Source organism: uncultured Rothia sp. (assembly GCF_963544205.1).
In the GTDB taxonomy this organism is placed as follows: Bacteria; Actinomycetota; Actinomycetes; order Actinomycetales; family Micrococcaceae; genus Rothia.
In genome coordinates, this window is sequence record NZ_CAUUDY010000018.1 from 22205 (window position 1) to 40383 (window position 18179).

The 18179-nt window shown below is 58.7% G+C and carries 12 protein-coding genes; 10 read left to right on the forward strand and 2 right to left on the reverse strand.

The features are described 5' to 3' along the window. Positions 1-172: 172 nt before the first annotated feature. Both RWZ58_RS07990 and RWZ58_RS07995 read right to left on the reverse strand, forming a co-directional pair. Positions 173-913: a DsbA family oxidoreductase gene (locus RWZ58_RS07990; protein ID WP_314658276.1), complete on the reverse strand. Its 741-nt coding sequence runs from the start codon at positions 911-913 to the stop codon at positions 173-175. 219 nt (positions 914-1132) lie between these two features. Beyond that, complete coding sequence (locus RWZ58_RS07995) at positions 1133-2251, reverse strand: polysaccharide deacetylase family protein (RefSeq protein ID WP_314658277.1); 1119 nt, start codon at positions 2249-2251, stop codon at positions 1133-1135. A 177-nt stretch (positions 2252-2428) separates the two neighbouring features. On the opposite strand from RWZ58_RS07995, the gene RWZ58_RS08000 reads away from it, so the two are divergent. The 10 genes from RWZ58_RS08000 to uvrA all read left to right on the forward strand — a co-directional run bounded on the left by RWZ58_RS08000 (position 2429) and on the right by uvrA (position 18032). After that, positions 2429-3538: an App1 family protein gene (locus RWZ58_RS08000; RefSeq protein WP_005505793.1), complete on the forward strand. Its 1110-nt coding sequence runs from the start codon at positions 2429-2431 to the stop codon at positions 3536-3538. Positions 3539-4312: 774 nt separating this feature from the next. Then, positions 4313-4537 carry a glutaredoxin-like protein NrdH gene (gene nrdH, locus RWZ58_RS08005; RefSeq protein WP_005505794.1) on the forward strand — a complete coding sequence of 75 codons (225 nt, stop codon included), beginning with the start codon at positions 4313-4315 and terminating at the stop codon, positions 4535-4537. A gap of 74 nt (positions 4538-4611) precedes the next feature. Next, the gene (gene nrdI, locus RWZ58_RS08010) at positions 4612-5142 is read left to right on the forward strand and encodes a class Ib ribonucleoside-diphosphate reductase assembly flavoprotein NrdI (protein WP_070676571.1); all 531 of its coding nucleotides are present in this window, start codon (positions 4612-4614) and stop codon (positions 5140-5142) included. Beyond that, entirely contained in the window at positions 5115-7295 is a 2181-nt protein-coding gene (gene nrdE / locus RWZ58_RS08015) for a class 1b ribonucleoside-diphosphate reductase subunit alpha (protein ID WP_314658278.1), read from the forward strand. The genes nrdI and nrdE overlap by 28 nt, the downstream gene beginning before the upstream one ends. A 146-nt stretch (positions 7296-7441) precedes the next feature. Then, a complete protein-coding gene (gene nrdF / locus RWZ58_RS08020; RefSeq protein WP_005508801.1) occupies positions 7442-8419 on the forward strand; it encodes a class 1b ribonucleoside-diphosphate reductase subunit beta in 978 nt (325 codons plus the stop codon). Between the two features lie 117 nt (positions 8420-8536). Next, positions 8537-9544 (forward strand): hypothetical protein, encoded by a 1008-nt coding sequence (locus RWZ58_RS08025; protein ID WP_314076489.1) that lies wholly within the window; start codon positions 8537-8539, stop codon positions 9542-9544. Positions 9545-9986: 442 nt separating this feature from the next. Continuing rightward, positions 9987-11030, forward strand: a complete 1044-nt coding sequence (locus RWZ58_RS08030; RefSeq protein WP_314658279.1) for a zinc-binding dehydrogenase — start codon at positions 9987-9989, stop codon at positions 11028-11030. Positions 11031-11275: 245 nt separating this feature from the next. Further along, on the forward strand, positions 11276-12988 hold the full coding sequence (locus tag RWZ58_RS08035; protein ID WP_314076493.1) for a formate--tetrahydrofolate ligase: 1713 nt from the start codon (positions 11276-11278) through the stop codon (positions 12986-12988). 1240 nt (positions 12989-14228) lie between these two features. Continuing rightward, a complete protein-coding gene (locus RWZ58_RS08040) occupies positions 14229-15002 on the forward strand; it encodes an MBL fold metallo-hydrolase (RefSeq protein ID WP_314658280.1) in 774 nt (257 codons plus the stop codon). Between the two features lie 141 nt (positions 15003-15143). Next, positions 15144-18032 carry an excinuclease ABC subunit UvrA gene (gene uvrA, locus RWZ58_RS08045; protein WP_314658281.1) on the forward strand — a complete coding sequence of 963 codons (2889 nt, stop codon included), beginning with the start codon at positions 15144-15146 and terminating at the stop codon, positions 18030-18032. Positions 18033-18179: the final 147 nt, after the last annotated feature.

Below are 18179 nucleotides of genomic sequence, written 5' to 3' on the forward strand. Positions count from 1 at the left end.
AAACATTCTGACCAAACATTCTGACAAGGGAAGACGCAACGTGCGGGCACGGCGAAGCCCCCTTGTACCGGTTCGCACAGAACCGGGACAAGGAGGCTTTCGCTCTATCTGGGGGTAGCAGTCAGGGGACGCTAGGGGGGTAGCACCCCAGCCGTGCCTCCCTCAGCAGCTACTAGGAGCAGTTGCCGTTTACATCGCAGGAGGGGCCCGCCTCCGCTGCATTGGCACCCGCGGCGTCACCCGAAGCACCTGCCAGCGGGTTCAGGAACTCCACACGGTGAGTCTCCTCCCACACCTGACGCAGCGCCTGCACCAGCATCTTCGCAGGCTGCGCACCACTCACCGCCCACTTCGACTCAATCAAAAAGAACGGCACACCATTAATACCCAGCTGACGCGCCAACTGCTCATCGGCACGCACATCCGCCGCGTAACGGTCGCTCTTCAGAACCGCCTCAACCTCAGCAGTATCCAGACCAATCTCAGAAGCAATATCCAGAATCGACTCGTGATCCTGCACCGAACGGCCCTGCGTAAAGTACGCCAGCTTAAACGCCTCCTGCGCCGCCGACGCCAAACCCTGCTCCGCCGCATAATGAATCACACGGTGCGCATCAAACGTGTTACCGTACCGCGCCTGCCGCCAATTGAAATCCAAACCCACCTCGCGGGCACGCTCCGCCAGCGACTCCTGGCTCGCAATCGCTTGCTCCAGCGGCATCTGATATTTGCCCGCAATCAGCTCAGGCAGCGAACCGGCAGGATGCTCCGTAGCCGACGGATCCAGCTCAAAGCTATGCCACACCACCTCAACCTCGTCGCGGTGCTCAAACTCGGCGAGCGCCAGCTCCAGGTTACGCTTGCCCACGTAGCAGAAGGGACACACAATATCGGACCAAATATCAATACGCATTGTCATCTATTCCTCTCACACTCGGATGCGGCACACTGCCGCCACTATACGCTCACCTAACGCCCCGGCTGCCGTACTTATTCCCGCGGCTATTACCCGCGATTATTCCCGCCGGGCACGGCAAAGCCCCCTCGCGCCGGTCCGTACAGAATCTCAATACAGGAATGTCCGTACGGGAGCCGGGTCAAGGGGGCTTCACCAAGGAAGGTCTACACCAACCTATCGGCGGGCAGTCGCCGAAGCGTTCTGCGAAGCCGCCGGCGCCGTAGTAGCCGCCGGTGCAGCAGTCGCACGAGCAGCCGGAGCAGTCGTTGCCGCCGGAGCGGTCGTCGCCTGCTGGCTAGCCGCAACCTCATCCTCATAGCGGGTGGTCGGTGCCTGAGTCGGAGCCTCAGTGGTCGGCTCCGGGGTAGGGGTTGCCTCCGTGGTCGCCTCGGGGGACGGGGTGTGCTCCTCCGGAGTGGGGGTCGGCGAAGGAGCCGCCGCCTTAATCTCTTCCTCAGAGGCATCACCGTAGTAGTCACGAATCGTCACCGCAGTCAGGCCGCGGTCATCAATCAGTCCCTTCACCTTATCCAGAATCGGGATGATCGTTTCGTAGTTCAGGTGGCCCAACACAATCTGCTGCGGCAGCATGTAGCGGATGCAGCGCATGTAAACCACGCGGGAGCTGGTCTTCGCTTCATCACCAGTGGTGCCGTTCCACATGACCGGGCGGGTAAAACCAATCTCGCCGGCAGCCTTCAGAACCGTATCGTTGTAACGGCCGTACGGCGGGCGGAAGTACGGCTTCGACGAGACACCGAACATGCTCATAATCTCGTCTTCGTTACGCTGCAGCTCTTCCTTCACACCCTCAGCATCCAGGGTGGTCAGGTCAGCGTGGTTGTACGTGTGGTTCGCAACCTGAATCTGGCCGCTCTGAACCAGCGGACGCAGCAACGACACGTGCTCCTTGAAGCCGGTGTACGAAGCGTTAATGAAGAACGTCAGGCGAGTATTCGTACGCTTCGAGAACTCAGCGTAGCCGCGAATCGCCTCCGGGCTTGCGCCGTCATCAACAGTCCACGCAACATACTTGCCGTCACCAACGAGGGAGTTACCGATGCCGGGCCATTCGCGCGGCTTATCAACCGGGTTGCCAGCAGCGGCAACCGTCGGCGAATTCGTGGGTGCGGGGCGAGTAGCAGTAGCAGAGGTCTCGCCGCCAGCCTGATACGGAGTGAAATTACCGCTGGTGCCGTCGTAGTCATTCGACTTCTTCGAGCAGGCAGCAATCAGCGGAAGCATAGCAGTGCCGAGCACAAAAAGTCGGCGGTTAGGCTGTGAGTGGGTCATACTCTCCAGGATAACGCCCCCACCTGCAAGGAACGAATCTGAACAGCGAATACACCCTAAATAATGTGCACATCACACCCCGCGCTCAGCACCACAGTATTAATAGGTATAAAAACTAGGTATAAGAACACAAAATCCTAAAGCCGCAAGCCGGTAACGCTCCGCTACACTAGTGGGATGGAGAATTTGGGCACTCACGAACTGCGCAACCTTGTGAACGATGCTGCCGACGAGGCAGTTAACATCGGCTACCGTGTTGCAGACCGGCTGCACAGGTGGCGCGAAAAGCGCGCCATCGCCGCCGGTCGCGAGCCTATTCTCGTGCCCACCGAAGGCTACGGACGCGCCGCCTCCGAAGGAAACCCCGGCTGGGTCCGCATCATCGCCCGCGCACTCTACAAGACGGTCAACCTCGAACGCCTCCTGCAGGTCGTAGAAGGCACCCAAGACACCGCCAACCCCATGCGCGGCTGGCGCTCCTTCACCGCAACCGCAATGTCCGATGCGCCCGTCACCATCGTCATCGACGGCACCAAGTATGAGGCGTACACCGACCGCGGCGGCGTGCTCGACGTCAAACTCAGCATCGACCTGGAACCCGGCATGCACGAAGTCATCATGTACGTGCCCGGCTCCCGCGCCGTAGCAACCAGCGTCTACATCGTTCCCGAAAGCCAGAAGCTCGGCGTCATCATGGACGTCGACGACACCGTCATGGTCACCATGCTGCCGCGCCCCCTCGTCGCGGCCTGGAACTCCTTCATTCTCGACGAGCACGCACGCATCCCCACCCCCGGTATGGCGGTCATGACCGACCGTATCCGCCGCAGCCACCCGGATGCGCCGTTCATGTACCTGTCCACCGGCGCCTGGAACATCACCCCGACCCTGCGCCGCTTCCTCAGCCGCAACGGCTACCCGCGCGGCACGTTCCTGCTCACCGACTGGGGCCCCACCCCCGACCGCTGGTTCCGCTCCGGCACCAACCACAAGGTCGAGTCCCTGCGCCGCCTCGCCGAGGAATTCCCGCAGATGAAATGGATCCTCGTCGGCGACGATGGGCAGCGCGACCCGTACATCTACAACGGCTTCGCGGTACGCTACCCGGACAACGTGGCGGCAATCGTCATCCGCAACCTGACCGTGGGGGAGACCATGCTCGCCTCCGGCCGCGTGTGGAGCGACTACCGCGCCGAACAGATGATGCGCTCGCCGCTGTGGATTGAAGCCACCGACGGCGTAACGCTCAGTAAGAAGCTGCGCGAGCTGGGCCTGATTGATTTCTAGCCGGTTACTGCTCGCCGGTTGCTAAAACCAGCGTGGATACCCAGTAAACCCACCGCAAATACCGCGAAATGCCGGTATATGCGGTGGGTTTTGCTATTCCAGAAGCATTAACCAACTTAAACCCACGACACACCGGCTGCTGAAAAAGAGTTAAAAATCTTTTCTACAGCCTTAATCACATAGCTTAAACCCGCTCGAAGGGGGTTAACCCCCGCCTTTAAGAAAGTCCGTTCTGCTTTAAAACCGCGCCGTTCCGCGCAAGAATGGGCGAGAGTTAAGATTTCTTTAAAATCAAGCCCGAATCTTCCGGGTTTTATGCCCCCGAAAGCATACATGAGGTTAACTGAACCTCAACTCAGCGGGCGAATGAACCCTTAAAAATCCTGACCAACTTAAACCCCACCTGTGGATAACCCGGCACACCCCGCGAAAATACGGCGAACTAGCCCCGCGGCAGGGTGTGGATAAGCTGTAGACACCCCCTCTTAAGTGGGTTCAACTGTGGGTTTATCGAACGAAACACGACCCTCGCACCACATCATCTTGTGGTGAAGAAAAATCTCGACACTAGATGTAGTATTAATACTCGGTTCCACCACTACGGCACTTTTAGGCGCCCTGCCCCAGCGCAGGAAACCGCCACGCCCCACTAGGAGAGGGCAGCGGACGGCACAGCGCCCGCCGTAAACAACACGTGGCGAACCACCGACGAAACACGCCAGATTCATTCACGAGATAAGCCCGCCCGAGCGGGAGAAAGTAAGAGGCACTCCCATGGTAGTGACCGTGTACACCAAGCCCCAGTGCGTCCAGTGCAACATGACCTACCGCGCCCTCGACGCGAAGGGTATCAGCTACACCAAGGTTGATATCACCGAAGACGCTCAGGCCCTCGAAATGGTCAAGTCCCTCGGCTACATGCAGGCACCCGTCGTCATCGCAGGCGACGAGCACTGGTCCGGCTTCCAGCCCGACAAGATCAACGCTCTGGCAGCGTAACAACCCTGCCGAAACCCGTACAAACGGAAAATCGGCACGGAACCACACCGGCACACGAGAATAAGGAGTACACGTTGAGTACCGCCCTCACGCCCAACCCCGTCGACGAGCACGCAGAAATCCGGAAGATCCTTCTGGACGCACGCAACGCCTCCGAGGGTCGAGCGACCGAGGTCGAACTGGACGACACAGCGCCACTCATCGTGTACTTCTCCTCCATCTCCGGCAACACCCACAAGTTCGTGGAGAAGATCCGTGCCCGCCGCCTCCGCCTGCCGCTGCGCACCGGCGAGGACACCCTCATTCTTGATGAGCCGTTCGTGCTCATCGTCCCCACCTACGGCAAGCCTGAAGGCGCCGGTAACGTTCCCCCGCAGGTGGTTAAATTCCTGAACGTGGAGCAGAATCGCCACCACATGCTCGGTGTGATTGGCTCCGGCAACACCAACTTTGGTCCGCTCTTCGGTATCGCGGCAGACATTGTCGCCAAGAAGTGCGATGTGCCCGTGCTCTTCAAATTTGAGCTCATGGGCACCGATTCAGATGTAGAAAAAGTCAACGAAGGATTGGAAGCATTTTGGACGCAAAACTGCCCTCAGCACTAGAAACTCTCGGTGCAGGCCACAACGGCAAGAGCGTGCCCGAGAAGTTCAAGGGTATGAGCTACCACGAGCTGAACGCACTGCTGAACCTCTACGATGAGAACGGCCAGATCCAGTTCGATGCAGACCGCCAGGCGGCACGTCAGTACTTCCTGCAGCACGTCAACAACAACACTGTCTTCTTCCACGACCTGGAAGAGAAGATTGAGTACCTGATCGAGAACCAGTACTACGAGCCGGAACTCTTCGACAAGTACAACTTCCAGTTCATTAAGAACCTGTTCAAGCGTGCCTACGCCGTGAAGTTCCGCTTCCCGACCTTCCTGGGTGCCTTCAAGTTCTACACCTCCTACGCGCTCAAGACCTTCGACGGTCAGCGCTACCTGGAGCGTTTCGAAGACCGCGTCTGCATGGTCGCACTGCTGCTGGCAGAAGGCAACGAGAAGCTCGCCGAAGATATCGTCGACGAGATCATCTCCGGCCGTTTCCAGCCGGCAACCCCGACCTTCCTCAACGCAGGTAAGAAGCAGCGCGGCGAGCTCGTCTCCTGCTTCCTGCTGCGCATGGAAGACAACATGGAGTCCATCGGCCGCTCCATCAACTCTGCACTGCAGCTCTCCAAGCGCGGCGGCGGCGTGGCATTCGCCCTGACCAACCTGCGCGAGTCCGGTGCGCCCATTAAGAAGATTGAGAACCAGTCCTCGGGCGTTATCCCCGTCATGAAGCTGCTGGAAGACGCCTTCTCCTACGCAAACCAGCTCGGCGCACGTCAGGGTGCCGGTGCCGTGTACCTGCACGCGCACCACCCCGACATCTACGCCTTCCTGGACACCAAGCGTGAGAACGCTGACGAGAAGATCCGCATCAAGACCCTCTCCCTGGGCGTTGTCATCCCCGACATCACCTTCGAGCTGGCGAAGAAGAACGAGGACATGTACCTCTTCTCCCCGTACGATGTGGAACGCATCTACGGCGTGCCCTTCTCCGACATCAACGTCTCCGAGAAGTACTACGAAATGGTCGATGATGCACGCATCACCAAGACCAAGATCAACGCGCGTGAGTTCTTCCAGACCATCGCAGAGATCCAGTTCGAGTCCGGCTACCCGTACGTGATGTTCGAAGACACCGTCAACCGCGCGAACCCCATCGCCGGTAAGGTCATCATGTCCAACCTGTGCTCCGAGATTCTGCAGGTTTCTGAGCCGTCCACCTACCACGCTGACCTCGGCTACGAGACCGTCGGTAAGGACATCTCCTGCAACCTCGGTTCGCTGAACATTGCACTGACCATGGATGGCGACGACTTCGGCAAGACCGTGGAAACCGCGATTCGTTCGCTGACCTCCGTCTCCGACCAGTCCGACATCCGCTCCGTACCCTCCATCGAGCGCGGCAACAACATGAGCCACGCCGTGGGTCTGGGCCAGATGAACCTGCACGGCTACCTGGCACGCGAGCACGTCTACTACGGTTCCGAAGAAGCACTGGACTTCACCAACATGTACTTCTACACCGTCGCCTACCACGCAATCCGCGCCTCCATGGAGATCGCTAAGGAACGCGGCCAGCGTTTCGAGGGCTTCGAGAACTCGAAGTACGCGACCGGTGAGTTCTTCGCCAAGTACATTGAGAAGGAATGGGCACCGCAGACCGAGCGTACCCGCGAACTGTTCGCTAAGCACCACATCCCCACCCGTGAAGAGTGGATTCAGCTGGCTGCTGACGTGGCACAGTACGGCATGTACAACCAGAACCTGCAGGCTGTTCCGCCGACCGGCTCCATCTCCTACATCAACGGTTCGACCTCTTCGATTCACCCGATTGCCTCGAAGATTGAGATCCGCAAGGAAGGCAAGCTCGGCCGCGTCTACTACCCGGCACCGTACATGACCAACGAGAACCTGGAGTACTACCAGGACTCCTACGAAATTGGTTACGAGAAGATCATCGACACCTACGCCGTGGCAACCCAGCACGTGGACCAGGGTCTGTCGCTGACCCTCTTCTTCCGCGATACCGCAACCACCCGCGATATCAACCGCGCCCAGATTTACGCATGGCGTAAGGGCATCAAGACCATCTACTACATCCGTCTGCGTCAGATGGCTCTTGAGGGTACCGAGGTTGAAGGCTGCGTATCCTGCATGCTCTAACCTGAATGCTGTGACGCATTCAGCCTGAGCTGGCACACTATAACTAAAGACTGGAAGGGGCGGTTACGGTGAATACGCAAACCGCCTGCGCGACTGGCTGGGCGCGCGTGGCACCGTAACCGCCCCTAAGAATCGGAGAAATACTAATGAGCGAAAAGGTGAAGCTCGTCGACCACGTGGTCGAGGCTATCAACTGGAACCGTATTGAGGACGAGAAGGACCTTGAGGTTTGGGATCGTCTGACCGGTAACTTCTGGCTGCCGGAGAAGGTGCCGCTGAGCAACGACGTGCCCTCCTGGAAGACCCTGACCGAGGAAGAGAAGCAGCTGACCATGCGCGTCTTCACCGGTCTGACCCTGCTGGACACCATCCAGGGTACCGTCGGTGCTGTGTCCCTGCTGCCGGACGCTGTGACCGCGCACGAAGAGGCCGTGTACACCAACATTGCGTTCATGGAGTCCGTGCACGCAAAATCGTACTCCTCGATCTTCTCGACCCTCGCCTCCACCAAGGAGATTGACGAGGCGTTCCGCTGGGCTGCTGAGAATGAGCACCTGCAGAAGAAGGCGAAGATCGTTCTGTCCTACTACACCGGTGACGACCCGCTGAAGAAAAAGGTTGCCTCCACTCTGCTGGAGTCCTTCCTGTTCTACTCGGGCTTCTACCTGCCCATGTACTGGTCTTCGCACGCGAAGCTGACCAACACCGCTGACCTGATTCGTCTGATTATTCGTGACGAGGCAGTGCACGGCTACTACATTGGCTACAAGTTCCAGCGCGGCCTGGCGAAGGAGTCCGCGGAGCGTCAGGCAGAGCTGAAGGAGTACACCTTCAACCTGCTGTACGAACTGTACGAGAACGAGGTCGCGTACACCCACTCCCTGTACGACGGTGTGGGTTGGAGTGAGGACGTTAAGAAGTTCCTGCACTACAACGCTAACAAGGCTCTGATGAACCTGGGCTACGAGCCGATGTTCCCGGCGACCGTGACTAACGTGTCCCCGGCGATCCTGTCGGCGCTGTCCCCGAACGCTGATGAGAACCACGACTTCTTCTCGGGTTCCGGCTCTTCCTATGTGATTGGTAAGGCTGTGAACACCGAGGACGAGGACTGGGACTTCTAATAGGTCTCTGCTTCTCATCAACCTCTCCCGGTGCCTGTCTATATATGGGCGGCACCGGGAGAATACCCATATCTTATTATCTTATTCACGTCATCCCTAGTAGTAAGGAAAATCTGAATGATGACAAAACAACCCACAACATCCACAACAACACCCACAATCGTCGTTGCGACCGTAGAAGCTGTTGAGGCAGTAAGGAATGTGGTCTCGCCGGCCCGTGATGCCCGCTTAACTAAAGAAGCAGTCAATCTACAAGTTGGTGTGATTTCCTCTCCGCTAGGGCGTAGCTCTGACGGAGATGATGCTGCGAGGCTAGGGCACTCTGAGGTGTCTGAGGCTCTTTCGCAAGAGGTAACGCCTGCTGATGATCAGAGCCCTTCGAAGAAGCGCAAGAAAAAATCAAAACGCGCTAAGACGAAATCTGGGGCGAAGAATCAGAATCTGGAGTCTAGTTCCACGCTAGGGCGTAGCTCTGACGGAAATGACGCTGCGAGGCTAGGGCATGCTGAGGTATCTGAAGCTCTCTCGCAAGAGGTAACGCCTGCTGACAAACAGAGTCCTTCGAAGAAGCGCAAGAAGAACAAGAAGAAAGCAAAGCGCTTTGAGAAGAAGAATAAGGCGAAGAATCAAGACCTAATGTCTGGGCGTAGGTCTCATGAAGACGACGTCCCCAAGCGACGGCACTCTGAAGTGTCTAAGGCTCCTGTTCAAGAGTTAGCACCTGTCAAAGAGCGGCCCTCGTCCGTTCAGCATCATGAAAACCTGAACACCACGAGTTTGCCTGACAAGAAGACTAAGGAAAAAGACAGGCAGCGTTCCAAGGTCTTCAAAAAGATCGAGGAGTTCCTCAAGCGATTTGGGAAGAAGCTCTCGAAGAAACTTGAGAAGAAAATTATTAAGTCCCTCGCTGGGGTAGCGATATCTGTGATTGGTATGCTGGGTATCAACACAATCATTTCTAACAACCCTATGGAACAACAGGGGCAGACTCAAGTAATTTACAACATGTACTGCTCTGTGTCGGAATCGGCTTCACCGGTGGCCGTAACACCGAACCAGTCTGTTTCCAAGACTGGTAACACCCACATGCAGGTGAATCAAGCATGCTATGTCGCGCAACAGTAATGCCATGGAGTACGGTGCCTATCATTTGGGTCTATAACCCCCACTCGCATGAGCTGACGATACTGTCGTCATAAGTCGCGATAACAGACCCCAAGTTTTTACAACGAACCCCCACGTGACCTTAAAGGTCCGTGGGGGTTCGTGTATGTCATGAGCCGCCTTTCTCTGGGAATGCCTGTTGCTAGGGAACTCCGATGAGTATCTAGGAAGGCGCGGGGGTTCCGCCGTTTAACCGGGCTATTTAGCCCGACCTGATGCAGTGGGGTTTCGCTATTTAACCAGGCGGGATGCGCTAGGGAAGCGGGGGAATGGGAGCGGTTTTGTCGGCCCCGGTTGTCAGAATTTCTACCTTCACCCCGTAGCATAAAAAATTATTGATATATCGGGGTGCGGGGCGTACCCTGATACGACTAACCATCAACGCAGATTTGAAAGGAATATCATGCGTTCAGTTGTTATGGAAGCTCCCGGCAAGGTCGTCGTCAATGAAGTCGACAAGCCGACCCTCCTCGAACCTACCGACGCCATCATCAAGCTCGCAGCATCCTGCATCTGCGGCTCCGACCTGTGGCCCTACCGCGGCGCACAGCCTGTCGACCACCGGGCAATGGGCCACGAATACATCGGCGAAGTCGTCGAAGTAGGCTCCGAGGTCACCACCGTAGCCCCCGGCGACTTTGTCGTTGGCTCCTTCTGCATCTCCTGCGGCGAGTGCGAAACCTGCACCGCAGGCTACCCCTCTCGCTGCCTCAAGGCAATCGCCGCCGGTGACGCCTTCATCGGCATGCGCTCCAACGGCACCCAGGCAGAATACGCCCGCGTACCCTTCGCAGACGGCACCCTCGTCAAGACCCCCGCGGCACCCACCGCAGAGCAGATCCCGCACCTCATGGCGGCATCTGACGTGCTCGGCACCGGCTGGTACGCAGCAGACGCCGCTGGCGCAGCCCCCGGCAAGACCATCGTCGTTGTTGGCGACGGCGCGGTCGGCCTGAGCGCAGTCATCGGCGCTAAGCAGCTCGGTGCGGAGAAGATCATCATCATGTCCCGCAACCCCGAGCGTCAGGCGCTCGCAAAGGAATTCGGCGCAACCCACGTGGTGGAGGAGCGCGGCGAAGAGGGCATCGCCAAGGTTCTGGAACTCACCGACGGCGTGGGCGCACACGGCGTTGCGGAGGCTGTTGGCACCCAGCAGTCCTTCGACCAGGCACTCGGCTGCGTACGCCACGGCGGCTACATCGGCTTCGTGGGCGTGCCGCACGATAGCTCCATCGGCACCGATGCGCTCTTCGGCAAGCAGGTTCACCTGGAGGGCGGCCCCGCCCCCGTGCGCAAGTACCTGCCGACCCTCATCGACCTGATTTACAAGGGCGAAATTGAGCCCGGTAAGGTCTTCGACCTGGTCCTGCCCATCGACGAGGCAGCTAAGGGCTACGAGGCAATGGACCAGCGCACCGCCACCAAGGTTCTGCTGACCATGCCGTAATAGCCGGTCGTAGCGCCGGTTCTTGTGCCGGCTCCTGCACCGGCATTTGTACCGGTAACCCGGCGCATATGCGCTACTGATCCCCGCACCGACCCAATCACTCCATATGAGTGTAGGGTTCCGGTTGCGGGGATTAGTGTATTAAAAATTGAGTTTATTTGTCGGAATCCGGCGAGGTGAGGGACAAACACGTGAGCTGAGGCATAAAATAAAAGAGCATGATTCGTACAACTCGAAGGATGACAATGACGAAGAAGCCTTTCCCTTCCGACCTCGAAATCGCACTTGCCGCCGATCTCTGGCCCATTACCAAGATCGCAGCGGAAAACGGCATCAGCGAAGATCGCCTTGAGCCTTACGGCAAGTACGTCGCTAAGGTTCTCCTCGACGAAACCACCAACGCAGAGACCGCCCGCAAGCGCGGCTCCAAGTACATTGTGGTCACCGCAGTCACCCCCACCCCGCTCGGTGAGGGTAAGACCGCGACCTCCGTCTCCCTCGCACAGGGCTTCGCGCAGACCGGCCGCAAGGCCGCGCTGGCTCTGCGTCAGCCCGCAATGGGCCCGACCTTCGGCATCAAGGGTGGTGCCGCAGGTGGCGGCTACTCCCAGATTGTCCCCATGGAGAAGCTGAACCTGCACCTGACCGGCGACTTCCACGCCGTCACCGCAGCACACAACCTGCTAGCCGCCATGATTGACAACCACCTGCACCACGGTAACGAGCTGCGCATCGACCCGCGCGCAATCGAGTGGCGCCGCGTCATCGACATGAACGACCGCTCCCTGCGCAACATCGTCGTGGGCCTGGGCGAACGCATGGACGGCGTGGTCCGCGAGACCGGTTTCGACATCACCAGCGCCTCCGAAATCATGGTGATTCTCTCGCTGGCAACCTCCTTCAAGGACCTGCGCGAGCGCCTGGCAAAGATCGTGATCGGCCTGAACTACGACGGCGAGCCCGTCACCGCGGCCGACCTGAAGGCTGACGGCGCAATGTCCGTCATCCTGGCAGACGCCATCAACCCGAACCTGCTGCAGACCCTGGAGCACACCCCCGCACTGATTCACGCGGGCCCCTTCGGCAACATTGCAACCGGTAACTCCTCCGTGGTCGCCGACTACGTGGGTCTGGAGTACTCCGACTACGTGATTACCGAGGCTGGCTTCGGCGCCGACATGGGTGCCGAGCGTTTCTTCAACGTCAAGTGCCGCGTCTCCGGCCTGAAGCCGGACGCAGCAGTGCTCGTCGTAACCGTGCGCTCCCTGAAGTCCCACTCCGGCCTGTACAAGATTGTTCCGGGCAAGCCCCTGCCCGAGGGCATGCTGCAGGAAAGCCCCTCCGATGTTGAGAAGGGCGCGGAGAACCTGAAGAAGCACATCGAGATTGTGCGCAACTTCGGTGTTCAGCCGGTCGTGGCAATCAACGCCTTCCCGACCGACTTTGAGTCCGAGCACGAGACCATCCGCCGTATCGCAGAGGAAGCTGGAGCTCGCGTCGCTATCCACCGCGGTGTGGCAGAGGGCGGTAAGGGCACCGTTGACCTGGCGAACGTTGTGGCCGAGGCATGTGACGACGTTTCGGACCTGAAGTACACCTACGATCTTGAGGACTCCATCGAGACCAAGATCGAGAAGGTCGCAACCAAGGTCTACGGCGCAGACGGCATCTCCATTGCTCCTGCCGCCGCTAAGCAGCTCAAGCGCTTCGCTGAGCTGGGCTACTCGCACCTGCCCGTGGTCATCGCTAAGACCCACCTGTCCATCTCTTCGGATGCATCGCTGAAGGGTGCACCGACTGGCTGGACCCTGCCCGTGCGCGAGGTTCGCCTGGCTGCCGGTGCTGGCTACGTCTACGCTATTTGCGGCACCATGCGCACCATGCCGGGCCTGAGCAAGAGCCCCGCAGCTGAGCGCATCGGCTTCGATGAGAACGGCGTGATGGTCGGCCTGTCCTAAGGTTTATTCTAAGGCGGCTGTTCCAGCTGATTTATAGCTAGTGGAGGCGGCGCTCCTTCCCCACAGCGGGGGAGGGGCGCCGCCTCGCTGTGTCCGGGTAGCGTGTGACTGGGTGGTAGCGCTTGGCGGGTTTGCGGCATGTGAGAGCAGAGGTTGCGTGTCTGAAAACGAGTTGAAACTAGGCTGGAACCAGGGGGAATCCAGGGGAGTGAAGGATCCTAAAACCCCTGGTGGAGGGGACTTTCAATCTTTCATTGAGGCTTGTGGGGTGCCTAATCTGAGGGTGGAATTGGTACGTGCGGGTTAATAATTGGGCTCTATTTATGCTTGAAGGTCAGGTTTTATTAAACAATCTGTGGAGGTTGATTTTTGAATAGCCCACCATCTTGCATTGTGTGAAAATATGGTGTTGACTAGGTATTTTGATTTTTTAGGAGGGGCTTACTGGGTGTGCTCAATGAACCTAACGAGGGGTGCAATATTATTGTTTTGTAATAAAACCTCCACTTTAAGGGGCGTCTACAGGGGTAAAACAGACCAATTGATTTTGCCCTCGCGCGAATAATTGTGCAGATTTTGAACAGTGGGCGGTGCATTTTTTCCGGTTTATGTAGTTGCAACTACTTGAAGATACTTTTACCTTAACCCTCTACTTCCGCGGAATACCGGGCTAAAACCGGGCATTGAGCCTTCGGGAATGGTGGGTGTGAAGCTCAACTTAAAGGTGCACTAAAGTGCCAAAAGAGGGAAAATCTAAAATTATTTTGGGTGAAATAAATCACATGTAAACTCGAAAAAAATGAAATTGGTATGCATGGATACCTTAAAAAACAGCTCTTTTTATTACAGAATGATTACAATGAGGTGTGGGTCACTAAAATCGGCTCCCCGTACCAAATTAGGTGGTAAAACAGCCCCCAAAAAGTTCGCTACTATTGAGTCATCAAGTAATCGTGAGATTTCCAAAGTCCTCGGGTTGCTTGTGTTTGAGTGAGTGATAGATACCCCTGGGTGTCATGAGAAGCGACTGTGTATCGATGCGCAGTCGCTTCTCTGTTTAACTTTTGAATTTCAGCGGAGCCTCATCCGCACTGAGTCTAATCTGTGCTGAGCTTGCTTCGCAGTCTGTTCTATATGCGTCCCTCACATGCATCCCGCGCGTTCAATGCCGAATTGCGCTCACGGGGGGAGTGTTACGCATAGGTGCCTGCTGCGCCGCCACAACCCCTACACTGGAACTATGACTACTTACCCCGAACCCACCCTCATCTTTGAAAACCCCGAGCTGACTGTGCGAGCGCTCAGTGTCTCCGAGATGGACAATAGCGTCTACCTCATCACCATGCGCGCCACCGGTGAGCAGGTGCTCATTGACCCCGCAGCCGAGGCGGAAGAGCTCTACGCATTCACCCTCGACGCGCTCCTGAATGACTGCCCGCAGCTTGAACTGACCGAATCTGAGGACCGCCGCGTGCGCGTCATGGAGAAGGAAGAGGACTTCGACTCCCTCAAGCCTCGCGCTATAGGCTTGACCGGCATCCTCGTTACCCATGGCCACTGGGACCACATTCGCGCTATTAAGGAGCTCGACCACCTCACCGGTGCTGTTACCTCCGCGGGCGCCGCCGATGTTGCTGAAATTAAGGAGCTGGAAGACTACACCATCGAAGAGGAGCTGACCGGCGGCGAAAGCTTCGATTTCTACCGCTCCGACACCGTCATTCGTGCCCTGCACGTGCCCGGCCACACCCCCGGATCTATCGTCTACACCCTCGAAACCACATGGGAAGACGGCACCCCCGCAACCCTGCTGTTCACCGGCGACTCGCTCTTCCCCGGCGGCGTGGGTAAGACCGACTCCCCGCAGCAGTTCGGTGAGCTCTTCTCCAACGTGCTCGAAAAGCTCTTCGGCGGCTTCGAAGACGACGCAATCGTTCTGCCCGGCCACGGCCGCTCCACCACCCTCGGCGACGAGCGCCCCCACCTGGAAGACTGGGCAACCCGCGGCTGGTAAACCGCACTTGGCGAATTGCGCCTCCTAGTCCGCCTCATATAAGTACTGCACCCTAACGCCTTCACCGCCCGCATAATCGCGCCGGTGAAAGGCGTGAGGGTGTAGAATTTAAGTTCGAAGATTAAGACGAAAGGATTTTCGATGACACCCCGCCCGGCACACGGAAGCACCGCACTCAAAGCGAACGATCTGACCAGCATCCGGGTTCAGGGTGCCCGCGAAAACAACCTCAAGAACGTAGACCTGACCATTCCGCGCGATGCGATGGTCGTCTTCACCGGCCTTTCCGGTTCCGGTAAGTCCTCTCTTGCCTTCGACACCATCTTCGCCGAGGGTCAGCGCCGCTACGTCGAGTCGCTGTCCTCCTACGCGCGCATGTTCCTGGGCCAGGTCGATAAGCCCGACGTAGACTTCATCGAGGGTCTCTCGCCGGCGGTGTCCATCGACCAGAAGTCCACCTCTAAGAACCCGCGTTCGACCGTCGGTACCATCACCGAAATCTACGACTACATGCGTCTGCTCTGGGCGCGCATCGGCCACCCGCACTGCCCCGAATGCGGTGAGGAAATCACCCAGCAGACCCCGCAGCAGATCGTGGACATTCTGCAGGAGTACCCCGAACGCACCCGCCTGCAGATTCTCGCGCCCGTCGTCAGCGCACGTAAGGGCGAGTTTGTGGACCTCTTCAAGGACCTGCTCATCCAGGGCTACTCGCGTGCCCGCGTGGACGGCGAAACCGTACAGCTCTCTGACCCGCCCAAGCTCGCCAAGCAGTACAAGCACACCATTGAGGTGGTCGTCGACCGTATCGTCATTAAGGACGGTATTCACCAGCGCCTAACCGACTCCATCGAAACCGCGCTCAAGCTCGCCGATGGCCGCGTGCTCATCGACTTTGTAGACCGCGAGCAGGACGACCCCGAACGCACCCGCTCCTTCAGCGAAAACCTCGCCTGCCCCAACAACCACCCGCTGCAGATCGACACCATCGAGCCGCGTGCCTTCTCCTTCAACTCGCCGTTCGGCGCGTGTAGCGCCTGCGACGGCATTGGCTCGCGCCTGGAAGTCGACACCGAACTGCTCGTACCCAACCCCGACCTGACCCTCGGCGAGGGCGCTATCGCCCCCTGGTCGCAGGGCAAGGCAACCACCGAATACTGGCTGCGCCTACTCGCCGGCCTGGGGGAGGAGCTCGGCTTCGACCTGAACACCCCCTTCAAGGACCTGCCCGCCAAGACCCGCGCCGCCATCCTGGACGGTAAGGACTACAAGGTCGAGGTGTCTTACCGCAACCGCTTCGGCCGCGAACGCCGCTACACCTCCGGGTTCGAAGGCGTGAAGGCGTACATCAAACGCAAGCACGAAGAAACCGAATCGGACTTCGCCCGCGACCGCTACGAACAGTACATGCGCCAGGTCGCCTGCCCCTCCTGCGGTGGCGCGCGCCTGAACCCGACCATCCTCGGCGTGAAGGTCGGCGGCCAGTCCATCGCAGACATCACCGACCTGTCCCTTGCTGACGCGCTCGCCTTCGTGCGCGGCCTGCAGCTCAGCGCCCGCGAAGCCAAGATTGGCGAGCAGGTCCTCAAAGAAATTGACGCGCGCCTGCAGTTCCTGCTGGACGTGGGCCTGGACTACCTGACCCTCTCACGCTCCGCCGGCACGCTCTCCGGCGGTGAGGCGCAGCGCATCCGCCTCGCAACCCAGATTGGTTCGGGCCTGGTTGGCGTGCTCTACGTGCTCGATGAGCCCTCCATCGGTCTGCACCAGCGCGATAACCGCCGCCTCATCGAAACCCTCACCAAGCTACGCGATATGGGCAACACACTTATTGTGGTTGAGCACGACGAAGACACCATGCGTGAAGCCGACTGGATCGTGGATGTGGGACCCGGCGCCGGCGAGCACGGCGGCGAAATCGTGCACTCCGGCAGCTTTGAGGAGCTACTGAAGAACACCAAGTCCATTACCGGCGACTACATGGCTGGCCGCCGCTCTATTGAGGTGCCCGCATCCCGCCGCCCCGTGGATAAGAAGCGCCAGCTGACCGTGCGTGGCGCACGCGAAAACAACCTCAAGAACGTGACCGTGTCCTTCCCGCTGGGCGTGTTCACCGCGGTGACCGGTGTGTCCGGCTCGGGTAAGTCCACCCTCGTCAACGACATTCTGTACACCTCCCTGGCGAACAAACTCAACGGCGCCAAGCAGGTACCCGGCCGCCACAAGAGCATCGACGGCCTGGAGCACCTGGACAAGGTCATTCACGTGGACCAGTCGCCCATCGGCCGCACCCCGCGCTCGAACCCCGCCACCTACACCGGCGTGTTCGACCACATCCGCAAGCTGTTCGCAGAGACCAGCGAAGCGAAAATGCGCGGCTACACCCCGGGCCGATTCTCCTTCAACGTCAAGGGTGGCCGCTGCGAGGACTGCTCCGGCGACGGCACCCTGAAGATTGAAATGAACTTCCTGCCGGACGTGTACGTGCCCTGCGAAACCTGCCACGGCAAGCGCTACAACCGCGAAACCCTCGAAGTGCACTACAAAGGCAAGACCATTGCAGACGTGCTCGAAATGCCCGTGGAAGAAGCCGCAGAGTTCTTCGCCGCATTCACCCCGATTGCGCGCCACCTGAACACGCTCGTGGACGTGGGCCTGGGCTACATTCGCCTGGGTCAGCCCGCAACCACCCTCTCCGGCGGTGAAGCGCAGCGCGTGAAGCTCGCAACCGAACTGCAGAAGCGCTCCAACGGCCGCTCCATCTACGTGCTGGACGAGCCGACCACCGGCCTGCACTTTGAGGACATCCGTAAGCTGCTCGCCGTGCTGCAATCGCTGGTTGACAAGGGCAATAGCGTTATCACCATCGAGCACAACCTGGACGTGGTCAAGTGCGCCGACTGGATTATCGACATGGGCCCCGAAGGCGGTAGCGGCGGCGGCACCGTCATCGCTGAGGGCACCCCGGAGCAGGTGGTTCAGGTGAAGGGCTCGCACACTGGCGCGTTCCTTGCAGAGATTTTGAGCTAGTTGAGATCCTGAACTAGTCGAGAACTTGAACCAGAGGAAATCTACGTGACTGATACTCAAGGAACCGCCCCTGCTCGGGGAGCTAAGGCAATCCGGGGCGCTGTGAACCGGGGCGCTGTGAACCGGGGCGCTGTGAACCGGGGCGCT

Bases quoted from the DNA above. Each gene is read 5' to 3' on its own strand.
- RWZ58_RS07990 (WP_314658276.1), bottom strand. From the start codon at position 913: ATGCGTATTGATATTTGGTCCGATATTGTGTGTCCCTTCTGCTACGTG.
- RWZ58_RS07995 (WP_314658277.1), bottom strand. From the start codon at position 2,251: ATGACCCACTCACAGCCTAACCGCCGACTTTTTGTGCTCGGCACTGCT.
- RWZ58_RS08000 (WP_005505793.1), top strand. From the start codon at position 2,429: ATGGAGAATTTGGGCACTCACGAACTGCGCAACCTTGTGAACGATGCT.
- nrdH (WP_005505794.1), top strand. From the start codon at position 4,313: ATGGTAGTGACCGTGTACACCAAGCCCCAGTGCGTCCAGTGCAACATG.
- nrdF (WP_005508801.1), top strand. From the start codon at position 7,442: ATGAGCGAAAAGGTGAAGCTCGTCGACCACGTGGTCGAGGCTATCAAC.
- RWZ58_RS08025 (WP_314076489.1), top strand. From the start codon at position 8,537: ATGATGACAAAACAACCCACAACATCCACAACAACACCCACAATCGTC.
- RWZ58_RS08030 (WP_314658279.1), top strand. From the start codon at position 9,987: ATGCGTTCAGTTGTTATGGAAGCTCCCGGCAAGGTCGTCGTCAATGAA.
- RWZ58_RS08035 (WP_314076493.1), top strand. From the start codon at position 11,276: ATGACGAAGAAGCCTTTCCCTTCCGACCTCGAAATCGCACTTGCCGCC.
- RWZ58_RS08040 (WP_314658280.1), top strand. From the start codon at position 14,229: ATGACTACTTACCCCGAACCCACCCTCATCTTTGAAAACCCCGAGCTG.
- uvrA (WP_314658281.1), top strand. From the start codon at position 15,144: ATGACACCCCGCCCGGCACACGGAAGCACCGCACTCAAAGCGAACGAT.